The 17,974-nt window shown below is 55.4% G+C and carries 12 protein-coding genes and 1 pseudogene; 4 read left to right on the forward strand and 9 right to left on the reverse strand.

From position 1 onward, the window contains the following. Positions 1-59: 59 nt before the first annotated feature. The 7 genes and pseudogenes from ABE504_RS24690 to ABE504_RS24720 all read right to left on the reverse strand — a co-directional run bounded on the left by ABE504_RS24690 (position 60) and on the right by ABE504_RS24720 (position 10,282). Positions 60-944, reverse strand: a complete 885-nt coding sequence (locus ABE504_RS24690; RefSeq protein WP_430093940.1) for a carbohydrate ABC transporter permease — start codon at positions 942-944, stop codon at positions 60-62. 29 nt (positions 945-973) lie between these two features. Next, complete coding sequence (locus tag ABE504_RS24695) at positions 974-1,948, reverse strand: ABC transporter permease (protein ID WP_430093942.1); 975 nt, start codon at positions 1,946-1,948, stop codon at positions 974-976. 163 nt (positions 1,949-2,111) lie between these two features. Continuing rightward, positions 2,112-4,247 carry a family 78 glycoside hydrolase catalytic domain gene (locus tag ABE504_RS24700; protein WP_430093945.1) on the reverse strand — a complete coding sequence of 712 codons (2,136 nt, stop codon included), beginning with the start codon at positions 4,245-4,247 and terminating at the stop codon, positions 2,112-2,114. Positions 4,248-4,472: 225 nt separating this feature from the next. After that, the gene (locus tag ABE504_RS24705; protein ID WP_430093947.1) at positions 4,473-7,958 is read right to left on the reverse strand and encodes a sugar-binding protein; all 3,486 of its coding nucleotides are present in this window, start codon (positions 7,956-7,958) and stop codon (positions 4,473-4,475) included. A 250-nt stretch (positions 7,959-8,208) separates the two neighbouring features. Beyond that, positions 8,209-8,403: pseudogene (locus tag ABE504_RS24710) on the reverse strand (thioredoxin reductase); the annotation flags it as partial. Positions 8,404-8,751: 348 nt separating this feature from the next. Then, entirely contained in the window at positions 8,752-9,243 is a 492-nt protein-coding gene (locus ABE504_RS24715; protein WP_430093949.1) for a CcdC protein domain-containing protein, read from the reverse strand. Positions 9,244-9,397: 154 nt separating this feature from the next. Further along, entirely contained in the window at positions 9,398-10,282 is an 885-nt protein-coding gene (locus tag ABE504_RS24720; protein WP_430093951.1) for a LysR family transcriptional regulator, read from the reverse strand. A gap of 130 nt (positions 10,283-10,412) precedes the next feature. Here ABE504_RS24720 and ABE504_RS24725 point away from each other — a divergent pair, with 130 nt between their 5' ends. From ABE504_RS24725 to ABE504_RS24740, 4 genes are all read left to right on the forward strand, one after another. After that, positions 10,413-11,168, forward strand: coding sequence for a sulfite exporter TauE/SafE family protein (locus ABE504_RS24725; protein WP_430093952.1), 756 nt, complete (start codon positions 10,413-10,415; stop codon positions 11,166-11,168). 56 nt (positions 11,169-11,224) lie between these two features. Further along, on the forward strand, positions 11,225-12,700 hold the full coding sequence (locus ABE504_RS24730) for a carboxylesterase/lipase family protein (protein ID WP_430093954.1): 1,476 nt from the start codon (positions 11,225-11,227) through the stop codon (positions 12,698-12,700). Between the two features lie 374 nt (positions 12,701-13,074). Then, a complete protein-coding gene (locus tag ABE504_RS24735; protein ID WP_430093955.1) occupies positions 13,075-13,536 on the forward strand; it encodes a hypothetical protein in 462 nt (153 codons plus the stop codon). 51 nt (positions 13,537-13,587) lie between these two features. Continuing rightward, complete coding sequence (locus ABE504_RS24740) at positions 13,588-13,890, forward strand: Dabb family protein (protein WP_430093957.1); 303 nt, start codon at positions 13,588-13,590, stop codon at positions 13,888-13,890. Between the two features lie 328 nt (positions 13,891-14,218). Here ABE504_RS24740 and ABE504_RS24745 read toward each other — a convergent pair whose 3' ends face one another. Together ABE504_RS24745 and ABE504_RS24750 are read right to left on the reverse strand one after the other, a co-directional pair. After that, positions 14,219-16,483 carry a glycoside hydrolase family 3 C-terminal domain-containing protein gene (locus ABE504_RS24745; protein ID WP_430093958.1) on the reverse strand — a complete coding sequence of 755 codons (2,265 nt, stop codon included), beginning with the start codon at positions 16,481-16,483 and terminating at the stop codon, positions 14,219-14,221. Positions 16,484-16,498: 15 nt separating this feature from the next. Next, positions 16,499-17,962 (reverse strand): sulfatase, encoded by a 1,464-nt coding sequence (locus tag ABE504_RS24750; RefSeq protein ID WP_430093959.1) that lies wholly within the window; start codon positions 17,960-17,962, stop codon positions 16,499-16,501. Positions 17,963-17,974 lie beyond the last annotated feature (12 nt).

Here is a 17,974-nt window from a genome sequence, read left to right on the forward strand (position 1 = left end):
AATAATTTTTATTATATCATGGCCGTATGCAGCCTGTGATATCTACCTAATGCGCCGGGTCAGCCTTTGACGGAACCCAGCAATACACCCTTGATGAAATGCTTTTGCAAGAACGGATACACACACAGAATCGGCGTAATCGAAAAGACGATCGCAGCCGCCCGGATTCCCTCCGGGGTAATGGTCTGCTGCGCGACGCCCTCTCCGCTGCGGAGCATCTCCGGGCTGACCAGATCAATCATCTGGTAAAGCTTGACCATCAGGGACATCTTGTCGGTGCTGCGGATATAAATGAGCACGTTCATGTAAGAGTTCCACCAGCCCACGGCATAAAAAAGTGTCAACGCTGCAAGGACGGGCATTGATAGGGGAAGGATGATCCTGAGCAGCACCACCCATTCATTCGCGCCATCCATGGCCGCGGATTCCTCTATTTCCGCAGGCAATCCCTCGAAAAAGGATTTCATCACAAACATGTTATAGACACTGATTAGCGCCGGAAGCCAGATGGCCCAGTAAGTATTAACCAGCCCCAGCGAATTGACCAGCAGAAAGTGTGGAATCATTCCGCCGCCGAACAGCATGGTGAACAGCACCGCCTGCAGCATAACGCTTCTGCCCCGCAGGCCGGGCTTGGATAAGGGATAGGCGGCCAAGGTCGTGAAGACCATGTTCAGAAGCGTCCCGATGACCGTAATCAGCACGGTATTCTTCATGGCTACGATCAGTTGCCCGTCCTCCACCAGATTGCGATACGCCGCAATATTGAATTCAACAGGCCACAAGAATACCTCCCCCGCGGATATGGCTCTGCTGCCGCTGAAAGAGACGGCGATGATATTAATAAACGGAAACACCGTAGCAATGGCACACAAGGCCAAAAAGACATTGTTGACCCAATGACCCGCATTTGAAGCCGTCAGGCGTTTGCGTCCGGTTGGCATAGACAAATCTCCTCTCTTCTTCGGGTGAATTACCACAATCCTCGTTCCCCCATAGATTTGATCAGCCAGTTGACGCTGACAACCAGAATCAGAGCCACAAAGGATTGGAACAAACCAAGCGCCGTGGTGTAACTGTATTGCAGATTCTCAATACCACGGGTATAGACATAGGTGCTGATAACCTCGGCTACCTTGGTAACGGCAGGATTCTTCATGGAATACACCTGCTCGAAGCCTACGTCCATGATGCGCCCTACCTGAAGAATCATGAGAATCGCCGCTGTACTGCGTATACCCGGTAACGTGACATGCCAGATTTGCCGCAGCTTGCTGGCCCCGTCGATTTTGGCTGCCTCATAAAGCATCGGATCAATCGCCGTCATGGCCGCCATGTAGAGGATGGTGCCAAAGCCGGCCTCCTTCCAGATCCCCGATGCGACGAAGGAAACCGGCCACCATAAGTTGCTGGCCATAAAGTAGACAGGCTCCAATCCGACCAGCTTCAGTATCGTGTTGACGATGCCGGTAGAGGGAGACAGCAGCGAGATCACAATGGTGCCGAGTACCACCCATGAAATAAAGTGGGGGATGTAGAGCAGATTTTGCAGCATCCGCTTATATCCGTTAAGGCGCACTTCGTTCAGAAGAATCGCCAATAGGATGGGCACAGGGAAGGCAAACACCAGATTGTACACATTCAACAGCAGCGTATTGCGAAGCACGATATAGAAATCGGTGCTGGAGAACAGCTTGCGGAAATGATCCAGCCCAGCCCAGCTGCTTCCCCAGATGCCGTCTGCCAAACGGTAATTCTTGAAGGCGATCAGTTCGCCAAACAGAGGGGCATACTTGAACAAGAGAAAATAAACAGCCACAGGAACAAGCATGAGATATAAATATTTATCGCGCAGGATCGACTTCATCAGGCCCCGCTTGAGCCTCATGTCGGTCTGACTGCTTTCCTGCTGGCGGGGTTCCGAATACAGGTTTTGAGATTGCCGCACGGAAATCGCTCCTTTCTTGTCATACGCCGTATGTGCCGGCATTAGGTCTGATGCCACGATAACACGCAGCCGGGAAGCTGCGAAATCTTCACCTTTTCATCCGGTACGCTTTATCGGTGATGCGCGCATCTTCTTTTTTTGTGATATCCCTTCTTTTTTGTGATTATGAGGAGCGATCCCGCTCTCTTGGAAACGTATGTCTCCCTGCGCCAAGCTCCTCGCTCCTCTGTCCCAGCGTCAACGTCGCGCTGCTCCCTTCAGGAATCGACACCGTAATTTCCCGCTCGTCCCACGCAAGTTCCAGCTTGCCGAAGGGCGTGTTGTGCCAGGCGCGAAAGTTGCGGATATCTGCGGGAATGTGAGGCGACAAGCGGATTCGCCTGAAGCCCGGAGCGTCCTCGTCAATTCGGAATCCCGCCAGAGCCTTGTAGTACCACGCACCGATTTCGGAAAACATGGGATGGTTCATGGACGAGCCGCCAAACCAGTTTTCTCCCAAAGTGCCTGCACATCTATGCGCCATATGGCCCCACCCGGGAAAATCCTGCTGAGAGGCAATCCGATAGGCCAGGTCAAACCGCCCGTGATCCGTCAGCGCATCCAGAATGAGCTTGGCGCAAAAAATGCCGCCCCGGATATGGTCATCCGCCAGTTTTACGGCCTTGACCAGGTCCATTGCCGTTGCGGCCGCATCCTCCGTCAGTCCAAACATAAGCTTCATGGCGTGGAACACCTGACTATCGGACTGAATATGTCCGTACTCCCGCATAAACGCGCTTTTCATACCTTCCGCCAGCTTGGATGCCCGCGCCTGGCCGACGTTCTTGCCCAGCACGCTGCAGCTTTTCCTGAACAAGTCAACCATATGGAACGCGTATCCAGTTAGCAACGCTTCTTTCGGAAAGGCAGGCGCTGACGGCGGCGCCGACCAATCCCCGAGGCCTGTCCGGCAGATCCCATTGTCGAGGATAGAGGGCAAGTACGAGATGTATCTCTCCATAGGCTCTATATATTTGTCCAAATACCGGGTCTCTCCGGTATACCGATACAACTGCCAGGGCAGCACAAAAAGCGCCGCGTCCCAAGCAGGGCCGCACATCATTTGGTCATATCCCCAGTTGCCGACGGGAGCGATGCAGGGAATGCGGCCATTCGGACGCTGGGCTTCCACAAGATCATCGAGCCATTTCTCATAGGCGTCGCCGATTGCGAAATTAAACAAAGCCTGTTCGCAGGACAGGTGGGCGTCTGCCGTCCAGCCATTCTTCTCGCGGTGGGGACAATCCGTGGGAATGTGATGATAGTTGGTCAACGTCGAACGGCGCACCGCTTGTTGAATCGTCATGATCAGGGGATTGTCGCACACCAGGCCTCCCGCATCAGGCAAATCGGTATGGAAGCAGCGCGCCTCCACCTCCAGCGTCTCGTAATCCCCGTATATTCTTGCATAGCGGAAGCCGTGATAGCCGAACTCGCTGTGCCACACCTCCGTTCCTTCGCCAGACAGCACATACTCATCCTGTTGGAACCGTTCGTCGTAGACATGCTGCCGGTACCGCTCCAAATCTGGCGTTGCGGTAACCCGGAGCAGTTCGAAATACTGGATGATGATTCTGCTGCCCCTGGCGCCTGTTACCTTGATTTCAACATTTCCCGACAGGTTCACGCCAAAATCGTAAATAACGGGCAACGGGCTGTCCACCACACCCACGGGCGCGATCCGCTCCCTGACCCGAATCGGAGGAATCTGCTGCTCCTTCAGCACGCCGCCAGGCCCGGGGACAAGGATCGCCTTGCTCCAGGAGGCAATCTGGTATCCAGCATCGAACGTTTCGCCACAGCGCAGAGAGTTAAAAAGCGTGCCGCCGGGCGCGCAATCCCAACTGCTATCGGAAGTGAGGAGAACGGCTCCATTTACCATTAAAGCCATAGTCATTCGGAGTCGTCCCCGCCAGGCCGCATGCTCGAATTCCCAGGCTGTGGCCTGCCGCTCATTGTACCAACCGTTGCCCAGTGTCACCTCGATGACATTGTCGCCGATCTCCAGATATTCATTTACCTCATACACATTGAACAGCACCGTCTTGTCATACGCCGTAAACGCCGGTTGCATAATATCTTCGCACACGCGGCGGCCGTTAATCTTCATAACATAGAAGCCGAGACCGCAAATGCGGACATAGGCTTTCCCCTCGCAACCGGACGGCAGTTGAAAGCTTTTTCTGAAAACAGGGGCGACATCGCCGGTACAGCTCGCACACGCGATCCACGGGGCTTGCCACGCCGTGTCGGTAATCATTAGCGCCACATCCTTTCCTTCTTTCCTGATGACCCGAGGGTCAGCCTCACGGTAACATGCAGCGAGGCGGCCGCGAAATCGCCAACTTTTGACCGAAACCTTCTTTTTCGCTGTGCGTGCGGCTTCAGTTTTTGTGGAAGGCTTCCTTTTTTGCCCGCGCAACGGCTAAAAGACCCATGATTGACATCATGGGCCTTCCAACCAGCTAGGAACCAGGCGGCCAGTTTAATTTCCTGTGCACGACTCCGGCAGCACCAGCAGCAAATCTCCAAAAGCTTTAGGGTCCTTGGATGCGCCAATCCCCCCCATATACTCCATCCAGCCGCGCCGACCGGCGCCGTCGTTATCATTGATCAGCAGGGAGAATCCGAGGTCGGTTCCTGCCGTCGGCGTCATCCCTGCGGGCAGCAAGGCCGTCCATGGAATAGCCATTTCATAGACCGTTGTACTGCTGACGGCGTTGCGCTGAACGGCCCGCTGGACATTATTCAATCCTCCCGCTCCTGCCGGAGCCTTCCATCTCCACAAGATGACATTGGAGGTATCCGAGTTAAGCGCAAGACCGATTTCATTGTACCCCAGCGCAGAGGAACCCAATTTCCGCCCTGGATCAATGGCAAATTGAATGCCGTCGCCCTTCCAGATGTCGCTGCCTGTTCCGCTTTGCGCATAAACGTTATCTTGAACTGACACTGCCAGATACAAATGATCTGCATCCCATTGCAGATACCCTGTCGCGCTGAGATCGCTGGTTCCTCCCCAATCTGTTATATGAGATTGGGAGGCCTGGTCAATGGTGATGGGTCTGGCTCCCGCCCATTCTCCTGCGCTCATCATGCCGTCAATAACGGGAGGCTGATCCGTTTGCTCCGCCGCCATGAAGCTAAGCTTGCGCTTCACCACCGTGTCCGACCCATTATTCTGAATGGTCCGGATATCAAGATCGTACAGGACGGGCTCCGGTTCTCCCGTAAATAGATAGGTCACGGTCGTCGTGGAATTGGGCATAACCGTAAATGCCTGCGGACCGCTGCCCTGCTGCCAAGGCCCTGAACCCGTCATCTGCACCGTTCCGGATTGAGCGATATCCAGTTGATTGCGGATGCGAATCTCCGCCGCCCACTGGTCTCCCTGCGGTGTCGTTGTCAACTGTGGATAGACATCCAGGCTGTACGGATCTTTGATGCTGATTGTCTGGGCGAACTCCCCTTCCACATAGACCGGCTCCTCTGACACCGGCAGCATCATCGTTCCGTCTGTCCCGGCAGAGAGTGCGGTCTGATTGCCGTATAAATCGTAAGCCGTGGCTGTGGAAACGCCCAGCTGCATCAGCAACTGCTTGGCATCGCCTTGGCTCCACACGACAATCACATCCTTGCCGTCGTAGCTTCGATGGAATCGATATGCTTGTACCCGATCCCCCGGGTCATACGACTGGACATATGCGGCTCCGGATAGTCGGGAGACTGCCGCGCGGTAGGCAATATAGTTTTGTTTGGCTGACCAAGGGACAGATTCATGATCCCCTCGGACAAGGCCAAATTGCCCTTCAAGACTTGTGTCCGGTTTGTAATCATTTTTAAAATCATACCAGAACACCTTCTCGGCAATGCCGCTGCTCAAAGCAAGCGTATAGGCTCTCGCCGCATATGCGCCTGATACCCGTTCGCTTACCCCGCGGTCGAGGACTTCACTGGTAGGCCAGCCGATTTCCGTCACCCAGACGGGCTTGGCAGGACCGTACGCGGCGAACAGATTATGAATGGCAGTCAGACTGGCGGCGAGGCCTCCGTCATCCGGGTTCACAGGATAGGTATAGGGATGGATGGAAACGGCATCCATATAGCCGTAACCGCCTGCCGCCAGTACGCTGCCGATCCACTCCGCATCCGCTCCGGAGGTGGCGCAACTGATGACGAAAGCATCGGGATTGGCGGCTTTTATCGCGGAATAGGCTGCCTTCAGCACCTTAGCATAGGCCTCAGCAGACAGACGATCCGGGTTCCCGCCGCCGATATTCCATTCATTCCATATTTCAAAATGATCCACCTTGCCCGCAAAATGCTCGGCCAGCTCGCCTGCATAGTTGGCATAAGCCGCAATCCCTTCATCCGTGTAAGGTGCTTTGCCCCCGTCATATAACGGATTGCCGTAGTCAATAATCAAGATCGGATGAAGACCCTTGGATAACGCTGTGTCCACAAACAGATCCCAGGAGGCAGGAATCCCGATTTGCCCCGCTGTGGTCTCCGCCTTCTCCCACCGGGCGTCATCCCTGATCCACTTGATGCCTGTATCCGCCACCTGTGAAAGATACGTGTCGACAAGATTGGCGTCGGTTTTGCCCATCAAGTGAAGGGCCGTTCCAAACATATTGTCCGTCGCGGGAGCCGCGGGCGAATCAACCCGGCTGAAAGGAAAATCCTCGGAAATAGCGGCTTTCCCCGCTTCCTGGGCCACCACGGACAACGTATATTGCCCATAACGGTTCAGCGCGGACAAGTTAACCGAGCTCTGATAGGTCGATCCTGCCGTCACATGGGCATCAAAGCTTTCCCCTGCCACGGTCTGATGATCGGCATCCGTTAAACTGTACGTTACATGCACATCCTTGTCTTGGGCCGCGTTGTTCTTCAGGGTAAGGTCCAACGATGCCGGATTGTCTGCCGCGATAATGTTGCCGACAGGGCCGTCCGTGCCAATCACCAACTCCTTCGGTTTAAAAATAAGATCATCGAACCATACGGTACCGGCGACATTGGCATCCAGACGGACATAGATCCGAATGTATGCCGTGCCTGGAAGCAGATGAGCCAGCTCCGCCGCATATTGCGTCCAGTCCTGCGTCCCCCCGGTCCCGATCAACTTCATGGCATTGTTGTACCAACCCAGGGAATCCATATTCGCGTCAGCCAGCAGCACATTAACACTGGCGCCGTCACTGCTGGACAGAGCGGCTGTTTTAACCCAGGCCGACAACTCATACACATCATTGTCGTGAACCGGAATCAGACCGCTCCCTGCGTATTGACCTTCCGTCGCCTCGGTCATACCGACACTTGTGTTGCCGCTGTGCCGAACGGCCGTATCCGCCCAGATCGATCCCTTCTTCATGGCCCACAAGCCGGACTCAAATCCCCCGTTCGCCAACGTATTGCTGGAGGTCTGTACGGCAAGATCGTCAAACCACACAGTGCCGGTAACATTGGCATCTAGGCGAACATACACCCTGATGTAAGCGGTTCCAGGCGCGAACGCGCTTAGCTCGACCTGATACTTCGTCCAATCCTGGTCGCCTCCAGCCCGAATCAGCTTCATAGCTCCGCTGTACCACCCCAGCGAATTATTGCTGTCGCCGATCATGAGGACATTGACACTGGCTGCCTCCGATGTCGATACGCCTGCTGTTTTCATCCAGGCCGTTAAATCATAAACTGCGGTGGCCTGCACGGGAATCAACCCGCTCCCCATATACTGGCTTGTGGCGGTGCCGCTCATACCGGCGCTTTGGCTACCGCTATGCTTGGTTGCTGTATCGAGCACAGCGCCTGTTTTTAGCGGCCAGGTTCCTGACTCAAAGCCTCCGTTGGCCAGAAGACTCGCTGCTTCCTCCGCATGGGCATGCCCCACCATTCCACCCGGAACGCACAGGCTTACTAACAATGCGATTGCCCATACTGCCATCAACCATTTCCCATTTCCTCTTCTCATCTCTACTAGCTCCTTTCTGATTGGATTCTTCATGCGCCTTTCCGGTCAACCGAGCCAACCGTACCATAACCAACAGATGCGCCAAAATCTACACTTTTTCATCCGCTACGCTTTATCGGTATTTCGGTTATGCTCTTTTTTTGTGCAAGATTTACTTTTTGGGCATTCCGGCACGAAAATGCAAAAAGCCCCTTGTCCACACCACGAAGGGGGACGGGTGGCTAAAACGGGAGGCTGGGAGGCGCTGTTCCTACGCCTGAATCAATTTCTTCACAAGCTCTTTGTTTCGTTCCTTGAACATCGCATTATGCGAAGATACCATGCCGTAGGAATCCGCCCCCGGCTGAATGTACATCTTCGCCCTGTTCACGGCGTTGGCCGCATCCTGGAACGCGCCGGCGATCAGGTGCACCTTGCCCGGATGCTTCAGAATATCCCCCGCCGACAGCGACGATGATCGTTCGGGAGTAGTGGGCCGTGCCCGACGCAGTCCGCAGCTCGAAAATGCCATCTTCACGATGATTTTCGTTTTCAATTCCCGCAGACCGCTATAGAAAGCGGAGTAGAGCCCTGACGGCCCTCCGCCAATAATCGTCACATCATACAACTCTGACTGTTGCATTTTTTTCTCTCCTTGCATCTCGCTGCGGTTGAGAATCACTATTAATTAGGTTCTACGCCTATTTGCGGGATTTTACAATGAGAAAAATGGCAGCGCACCTGCAGCCTCAATTTTGCAAAAAAAAACACCTCCCCGTCACGGCATGCGTGCGGGAGGGTGCCTTTTTATCCATTAAGCCGCTCTGACTTTCCGATATTTCACGAAGCTGCCGATGCGCCATACACAAATATAAACATACGCCATTACCATTGTTAACGTCGTAAATTCCGTGTAATTCAGCGATTGCAAATACTGCGACAGCACAACCCGAATGACGATGATGGCGATCAGGACATATTTGAAATTTTTGTTCGGTTTCCCATACACTTCGCCGTCTTCCCGCTTCTCGTAGCCTGTATGGTACAGCATAATGCTGCCCAAGACAGCGCCCAACACGACCGCACACAAGTCCTCCCACAGCGCAGGCGCATGGAACGGCTGATTGGGAATATGCATCAAAGAGGAGATGCTGAAACCGAATACGATTAGCAGAATCACTGCCGGAATCAACATATTGAATCCTTTATTGCGGATAGGGCGATCACTGCGGCGGCTCCGCAGCCAGAAGACGAGAATCAGGATGACGATCATAATCCCATAGGTGATAAACGCTTGGGTGTTCATTATGAACTCCTTTCAGATTACGTGTTGACCTTAGCTTGCTCTGTTCATTGTAAAATAAGACTCCCTGCCTTCTCATCCATCTGCAGGTAGAACTTTTCTCCGCCTCGAGACCGAGCTCCCTGCTGCGCTGGCACTCATCATGCTCTTTCCACTGTTAGGATTCAGTTCCGAACCGCTCCAGCAAAAAAGCCTGAAAGCCTTCCGCCGCGGGAGACAAGCGCCTCTCCGTTTTCCAGGCGAGTCCGATCGTCCGGCGGCAGTCGGGGTCCGTCATGGTCAGCCGGATGACCTTGTCCGGGCACCAGATCGGAACATCCGGCAAAATGGCGACGCCAAGTCCCGCGGCGATCAGGCCGACCGCCGTCATCACTTCTTCCCCCTCGAACGTGATACGAGGTTCCAGCCCCAGGCGGCCAAACAAGCCGTCCGTGATGGTGCGGAGGCTGTAGCCTTTTTTGAGCGCGATAAACGGATGCTCCGCCAGCTCCCGTAACGAGACGGCCGCCTGCGACGCCAACGGCGAATGCTGCGGCACGTAGGCATACATCTGCTCCTGCCACAAATCCGCCCACGCCACCCCGCTTCGCGCCTCCGTCATCGCGGAAATTGCAAAGTCAACCTCGCGCAGCTCCAGCCGATCCAGCATATCCCGCGTTGAGTCCTGATACAGTTGAAACCGAACCCGCGGCCGCAGCGCGAGAAATTCGCTCAGCAGCGCCGGAACCGCCGAAATACCGAGCGATTTGAGAAAAGAAATGACCACGGTCCCGCTGTCGGGATCGAGCGCTTCGAGCAGCTCCGTTTTGCCTGCCTCCATCTCTCCTAAAATGCGGTCGACCCGCTTCGCAAACTGCTCCCCATAGCGGCTAAGCCGCACCGTTCGCCCATCCCGCTCCAGCAAAAGCACCCCGAGCTCCGCCTCCAGCTTCGCAATCGAGCGGCTCAGCGCAGGCTGCGACAGGGAAAGCTTTTCCGCCGCGCGGGTAAAATGCTGCACCTCGGCAAGCGCCTTGAAATGTTCCAACTGCTGCCATTCCATGCTGCAACCCTCCATGTTTTTTGTGCATAGCTTCGATTGCCTTTTCGCATTAGACATCGGCTCCGCTCAATTCTACAATCAAAAGCAACAGATGATCGATCCTGTTCCTTACCACAATCAGGAGGCTCTTATGACTACTGTACTCGCCATTATGCTCGTGATGCTGCTGGTCGGCCTGCTGCTCGGCTTTGTCGGCGCGGGCGGCTCCGGCTTTATGATCGCCGTGCTCACCGTCGGCTTCGGCTACCCGATCCACCTCGCCATGGGCACCGCCATCGCGGCGATGCTGTTTACCTCGCTGACCGGCTTCATCGGCCAACTCAAGCAAAAAAACACCGACGTCCTCAGCGGCATTCTCGTCGGCGTAACCGGCGCCTGCTCGTCGTGGCTCGGCTCCGGCGTCGCTTTTGCCATTCCGGAAGGCGCGATGAAATGGTGCACGTCCGGCATGCTGATTGTATCGGGCCTCGCCCTGTGGCTGCGCATGTCCTATGCCGCGAAGCATCCCGCCGACCGGCCCGCTCCCTCCGCGCTGCGCAGCAGATTATCCGCCGTTGGCCTCGGTCTGCTCGTCGGCTTCTTGACCGGCGCCTTCGGGATCGGCTCGACGCCTTTTATCCAGCTTGGCCTGATGCTGCTAGTCGGCTTGAACATGCGCACAGCCGCGGGCACGTCCATGCTCGTCATCCTGCCGATTGCCGCGGCCGGCGCGGCGGGCTACTACACAGCAGGCAGCCTTGACTACAAGCTGCTGCTCACCGTGCTCGTCGGCTCCATGACAGGCTCCTATATCGGCGCCCAGTTCACCAAACGCATGCCTGCTTCCGTTCTCAAAACCGGCATGATTGCAACTCCGATGATCGGAGCCTGCCTGCTGCTGCTCTAACCCGTACAGCCTTTTACTTGCCACCATCTTATCACAAGATTCGGAGGAAACGTACTATGCCGCTTACACAACCGGGCGATCGCCCTGTCGTTACAACAAGCTGCGGACCTGTCCGCGGCGTCCAGGAAGGCCCTATCCTTGCCTTCCGCGGAATTCCTTATGCAGCGCCGCCTGTCGGCGCCGATCGTAGATTTCGTCCGCCGCTGCCGCCAACTTCCTGGGACGGCATTCGCGACGCCAGTCTTTACGGCGCTGCGGCCCCGCAGCCCGCAAAGCTTGACTACAACCCCCAGCAGTCGGAAGACTGCTTAACGCTAAATATCTGGACCCCCGGCACCTCAGCGCCGGAGCGGCCCGTGCTGATCTGCATCCATGGCGGCGGCTTCACATCGGGCTCTGGCTCCTCCCCGGCTCTGAACGGGCAGACGTTCGCCGCGAACGGCGATATCGTCGTCGTGACCGTCAACTATCGGCTCGGCGCGCTCGGGTTTCTCGATCTATCCGCTGTGCTGGGTGCTGACTACGCGTCATCCGGCAATACCGGACTGCTCGACCTCATCGCCGCGTTGCATTGGGTACAGGCCAACATCACAGCTTTCGGGGGCGATCCTGCACGCGTCACCGTCATGGGCCATTCCGCCGGCGCCAAATGCATCGGAGGGCTGCTCGTTTCCCCGCTGGCCAGCGGCTTGTTCCACCGGGCGATTGCCATGAGCGGCGCGGTGCAATCCATCCGCGACCAAGCGACCTCGGTGCAGCTCGCCGAGCAGTTCCTTCACACGCTGGGGCTCACCTCAGCGTCAGCCGATCGCCTGCTGGAGCTGCCGGCCGCGACCTTGATGGCGGCCCAGCAGGCGTGGATGCGCGATGTGCGCGGGCTCCACTTCTTTGGCCCTGTCATCGACGGTCATGTCGTGACAGAACCTCCTTTGGAGGCGCTGGCACGTCAAGGCGCCTCTCTCCGGCCGCTGCTGATCGGCACGGCCAGTCACGAAGCTTACGGGTTCATCGCTGGCGAGGCCGCGCTGAACCCGCCCACCGAAGAGGTGCTGCGCACCCTCTTCGGCCAGGGAGCGGCGGCGGTCCAAGCCGCCTACGAGCAACGGAGCGGCCGCCGCAGTGGCGAGTCCGCTCCTGATATGGACGTGTGGCAGTCGGTGCTGACCGACGCCTTCTATCGATCCGCGGCGCTGCGGACCGCGGATGCGTACAGCCAGGCCGGCGGGCTGGTCTGGCTGTACCGCTTCGGCGCCGCTGCGCCGCAGGACGCCGGGCATGGCAGCGAGCTGCCGTACGTCTGGCACCGCGGGTTCCTCACCGTGCGGGCGTCTCTGGCCCAGGCGATGCACCGCGCCTGGATCCGTTTTATCCATACGGGCGAGTTGGGAGCGACGCCCGAGGCAGCGGGGTGGCCGCGCTTCGAGTCCGAGCGGCGTGCCGCGAGGCTTTTCGACGATAGGGATACGTGGGTTTATGAAGAAGATTGGGCAGATGTCGCAGCTTTTCCCGTTCAGGCGCTGACGCTGGGTTGATGCAGGAATCGCGTTGCTACTTTCTGCCGAATTAGAATCCTATTTGCTGCAATGGTGACCAATGTGACTTGAACTATTGCTTTGCCCACAATTTGAATCAAATTATCACCTAAAATCATTCCAACAAGTTCAATTATGAAACATATTTTTGCCGTAAGTTCTGAGTTTGAAGCATTTCCTTGCCGCCAGTACTATGTCTGGTATCCCTTCATTAATAAAGTAGTAGGCTGGCTGCGGGCATTAAGCTAACGGGCAGTAGCGCTCAATAACCGACAGAAAAAGTAGCCTCCCAGCATTGAAGAGGCTGCTTTTTTGATCTTTTACGAATAAAATAATTGTACCTCAAATTGGTAAACCTAAAATGAGGTGATATTGTGCGAACAAGATATATATTGACACTCTTTATCGTTGGGGTTTTACTGACAACTAGGCAGTCTGCCATAGCTCATCCAAATGATGAGAATACTAATAAGCAGGATTCGATTGAATGGATCGCTTTTTGGGATTTTCCACATTCGCGAGAAGCGCAACTAGAGCGCATGTTGACAACAGAGTTGCAAAGACGTACGCTATTTGCTCTTCAAGAGAAAAAATACTTAAAACCAGGGAAGGAATTCTTATACAGTTTCGAGCCCTTTGAAATAACAACTATGAAAAAGGGTGATGGCGGTTTTTCTGAGTTAACCGTTTTCGCAAAGGTTCATGAAGTCATTAACAATAAAAAAATGAAACCTGAAGCGTATCAAATCAGATTTAAACACAATTATAACCTAGGGTTTGTCGTCACTGAATGCATTAAAATAACAGATAAAAAAATAGCTGGTCCTTTGCACTAACGAAAGAACAATAGCACCACAACATTAAGTTTAAAAAGGGGCAATTTAGCGATGTACGAACATCTCGTTGTATTCAAGTTCAATACTAATGTCACGCCAATTAAGCAACAGGAATTGCTGGATCAATTGTTAACGTTTCGGAATCGTATCCCCGGGATATTTGATATAAGTGCAGGCATCAACGTAACTGAAGAAACGGAAAATATTAAGGGCTATACTCTCGGATTACGGGTAACGTTTGAAGACCTTGAGTCGCTGCGTTCATATGGTCCGCATCCCGTTCATCAGGAATTTGTTAAATCGCTGGATGGTATACTGGAAAATGTTATTGTAGTTGATTACCCATTGGTTTAAGCGACCAATACGAGGCTGCCGGTATAGATCGGCAGCCTCGTTGCGCTAACGGGAAGATAGTTTAACAAAACGGGAGCAGTTTGCCAGCGGCAGATGCTCCTGTTTCCGTTGAAGCATTGGGTGGAATAACAAAAGCGACGAAAATGTGATCTGTCAAAGTGGATTATAGCGGAGAATGATTAAACTAAAGGGAAATTGGCTGTTCAAGGGCAACGAGGGGAGATTGAGTTTAATCAACGACCAAGAAGCCAAGCGGAGGGCCGCTCGACTTCTTGGCTATTGACTTACATATGATTACTATACCGCTCACGAGGCGAGAAGGGCAGAGCTAACCCCGGAGTTTGATTCCCCCCTGCGATTCTGCCCGAGTTTCCGCAGGACTGCCGAACATCGCTTCTATCTGTCCCACAACTTCCTGCGAATAGCCGAACGAGGACAGGAAACCAAGAATCGTTCGGATCGGCATGCCCAGAAAGATCGCATACATAGGATTCTCCTCATCGATATGCAGGTGATGCATGACTTGCCCGACCTGCTCGGCGTAGCGCTCATCCTGCAGCCAAACCTGCAGCGCATGAGCGAGCGTCAACGGCTCTCTGACGTCTTCCTCCGACGCAAATTGAATGGTTGCGCTGATACGAATGTCCCGCGAGGAAGCGCCGACCATAATCTCGAACGCTCCGGCTTCTACGGCAAACCTGCCCAAGTGCTCGGCGTAATAGGCGAACGCCCGCTCCTCCAACTGCACCTCAACCGTACGGGTTTCACCCGGGAGGAGCGCAACCTTGGCAAAGCCTTTTAATTCTTTGTCCGGTCTGACCACCTCGGCCTGAACGTCGCGGACGTACACCTGCACGACTTCCTGGCCGGCGTACTTGCCGGTGTTAGTGATGTCAATGGCGATTCGCAGCACTTCGCCGTTCGTGAGGACGTCGCTGGAAAGACGCAAATTGGTGTATTCAAACGTCGTATACGACAAGCCGTGGCCAAACGGATACAGCACATCCATCTTTCTCGTGTCATAGTGTCGGTAGCCCGTGAAGATGCCCTCAGCGTAGTGCACCTGGCAGACATTGCCAGGGAATGACAAGTACGACGGGTTATGCTCCAGCCGCAGCGGGAACGTCTCGCTCAGCTTGCCGGACGGCGTCACGCTGCCGAACAGCACGTTCGCGATGGCCGAGCCGCCCGCTTGCCCGGGCAGCCACGCCTGTACGATTCCTTTGACCTTGTCGGCATAGGCGCCAATCGCCGTGGCGGAGCCGCTGTTCACGACGACAATCACGTTGGGATTGATGTGTGCGACCGCCACAATCAGCTTCAGATGACTGGCGGGAAGGTGAAGATCGGCACGATCATAGCCTTCGCTCTCAATCGCCTCGGTCGTGCCTGCGAAGACGATAACGGCATCCCGCCCTGCCGCCAATGCGCACGCCTCTTCCAATAGCTCGGCGCTGCCTGCTTGGTCATACCCGGCGCTGTATACGGCATCGGCGTATTTAGCGATTTCCTCGTACGGGGAATCCAGCAGAGCCGGGTTCATATGGGAGCTGCCGCCCCCTTGAAAGCGCGGCTCCTTGGCGAACGCCCCCAGCACCGCGACCTTGGCGTGTGGAGAAAGCGGGAGCAGCGCATCTTCGTTTTTCAGCAGGACGATCGCTTCTTCCGCGACCCTCCGCGCCACGGCATGGTGCCGCTCGGCGTCGATGACGGGTACTTCCCGCTTGTGCGCCACGATCTTCTGCACCGTACGCAGCACGCGCCGCACATGATCGTCAAGCTGTTCATCCGTGACCCGCTGTTGATGATAGGCCTCCAGTGCTTCCTCTGTGCGCGTGCCCGGCCCCGGCATCTCCAGATCCAGCCCGGATTGCAGCGAAGCCACCTTATCGACAACGGCGCCCCAGTCCGACATCACCAACCCGTCGAAGCCCCACTCCTGCTTGAGCACGCCGTTTAAAAACGCATGATGATTGCCCATATGCGTGCCGTTCACCTGATTATAGGCGCACATGACCGTCCATGGATTCGCTTCGCGAACGACCATTTCGAACGGCAGCATATATAGCTCCCGCAGCGTCCGTTCATCGACTTCAGAGCTGACGACCATTCGGTTTGTCTCCTGCTCATTGGCAACGAAATGCTTGATCGACGCACCGACGCCTCCGCCTTGAACGCCTTTTACAAAAGCGATTCCCATACGCCCTGTCAAGTACGGATCCTCCGAGAAATACTCGAAGTTGCGCCCGCCAAGGGGCGAGCGCTTGCCGTTCATTCCCGGACCGAGCAGGATGCCGACACCATAATGCTGGCATTCCTCTGCCATCACGGCGCCCATCTCTTCAATCAACGCCTCATTCCATGTGGCGGCCATCGCCGCTTCGATGGGAAATGCGGTCGCCGGCTTCGTCTGCATAAGCATTTCACCGGGGTTCGTCCCCGTGGAAAGCCGCAGGCCATGAGGGCCGTCCGTCAGCGTGATTGACTGAATGCCCAACCGCTCTATCGCTTGCGTCGTCCAGAAGCTCGCTCCGGCGAGGAGGCTGATTTTTTCCTCAACTGTCAACTGCGCGATCAGTTGTTCAATATTCATGGTTCGCTTCCTCCTCTAGGCCAAGCCCAGACGGACATATTGCTCCTCCGGAGCTTCACTGTCCGCCATCAGCCGCTTCATGTGTCCGATCATCTGAGACTCAATCTCCGGGTCATCCAGCGGCCGCTGCTGCAACGGATCTTCCTGCACGTCAAATAGCAGCGTGCCGAAGCTGTGCGCGAAGCCGGAACCCGCAGAAGGGATTTTCATGGTCTGCACGCCTTTCGTGAACGAGAACGGCGCCCGCAGCTCGATGTCCTGCAGCTCCCGCACCGAGAATCGGCTGCGCATGTGCGTCGGCATCAGCGTGTAATTGTACAGCGGCGTGTTGTCCTTCGAGACGGGAGCGCGCATATACACATAGCGGCCGTCCGTCACGTTGACATGCGCCCCGTGGAGCCCGAACAGCGCAGCTTTCCGCACTTCCCGGTCATGGGCGATCGTGGCGGCCAAATCCTTGCCCTGCATGTCCGGTGGGATATCCAGCCCGAAATAGCGGAGCAGCGTCGGCGCCAGATCGATCGTCTGCACAAGGCTCTGCCTGCGTTCATTGCGGACGCCGCTGCGCGGGTCCCAGATGAACATCGGCATGTGCGCAATCTCATTGTAGAACGGCATAATGGTCTTCGCCCACCAGTCATGCTCACCCAATAAATAGCCGTGGTCGGTGTTGACAATCAGCAATGTATCATTCCAGAGATCGAGCTCATCCATCGTATCCAGTACCTTGCCCAAATAGTGATCGCACATGCTGAGCAGCGCTGCATATTCGTAACGGACGTGATCAATCTCTTCCCTTGTTTCTTGCACAGGCCCGTACGGCGGCCAGTCGAAATGCTTGCCCTGGTAATCGTGAGGATATAAGTCCCTATAACGCTGCGGTGCAAAGAAAGGCTCGTGCGGATCAAAGGTTTCAATCTGCACGAACCACCGATCCTCGTCCCGGTTATGCCGGATAAACTCCAGTCCCTTGCTTACCGTAAGCGCTTGCGGAAAATCCTGCTCCTCCCGGATATATCCCCGGTTAACCCAATCCTGACGGATTAAGGGATGCATGGCCTTCATCGCAATCATATCGGGCATTTCGGGATCGGCCACATGCCCTTTCCATTGATCGCCTTCCTGACCCCGAATCAGCTCAAACGAGCTGTATCGGGTATGGTACGTTCCCCCGCCATCCTCCCAATAGTGCTGATGATCGGTGACGAGGTGCGTGTACACGCCGCTGGATTTGAGGATCTCCGGCATGGAGTCGTCAAACGGCTCCATCGGCCCCCAGCTGCGATGCAGAAAATTGTAACGTCCCGTCTGAAGCTCGCGCCGGGCCGGCATACAAGGCATACTGGCCACATAGGCGCGATCGAACGTCACGGTCCGTTCCGCCAGCCGCTTGAAATTCGGGGCATGGACCCAATCGCAGCCGTACGGTGGCAGCATATGTCTATTTAACGTATCGAACATGAGCATAATCGCTTTCATGGCAAACCCTCA

Origin of the sequence: Paenibacillus oryzisoli (assembly GCF_050467285.1) — a bacterium.
GTDB lineage: Bacteria > Bacillota > Bacilli > Paenibacillales > NBRC-103111 > Paenibacillus_E > Paenibacillus_E oryzisoli_A.